This is a genomic window from Dryocola boscaweniae (genome assembly GCF_025215095.1).
Classification (GTDB): domain Bacteria; phylum Pseudomonadota; class Gammaproteobacteria; order Enterobacterales; family Enterobacteriaceae; genus Dryocola; species Dryocola boscaweniae.
This window is the reverse complement of sequence record NZ_JALHAP010000021.1, coordinates 1-303: the sequence shown is the minus strand read 5'-3', so window position 1 is coordinate 303 and position 303 is coordinate 1. Positions and strand designations below refer to the sequence as shown.

1 protein-coding gene is annotated in these 303 nt (G+C 62.4%); it reads right to left on the bottom strand.

All coding sequences use genetic code 11. The features are described from left to right. The coding region (locus tag MUA00_RS00100; protein ID WP_271130441.1) for a hemagglutinin repeat-containing protein at window positions 1–303 on the bottom strand (303 nt) is incomplete at both ends.

The window sequence follows — 303 nt, the reverse complement described above, 5'->3', positions numbered from 1 at the left end:
CCCGACAGCGCAAGCGTCAGCCCGCTGCTCTTCTGCTCAAAAGACTCGTCGCGGGTACGTCTGTCGTGGCCCGGGTCAATCACCACGCTGTCGCCGGTAATGGACAAATCTTTACCCGCAATTAAATCAGAGCCACCGATATGTGCCTGGCCGCCCGCGCTGATGCTGACATTACCGCCCGTGGAGCCGACCGTGCTGGCGCTCTGGCTCTGGGTGGTGCCGTCCTCGTTCATCTCATGGCGCGATTTAGCGCTGCCGACGGTGATGCCAATCCCGCCGGTGCCCATCAGGCCGGACTTCTTC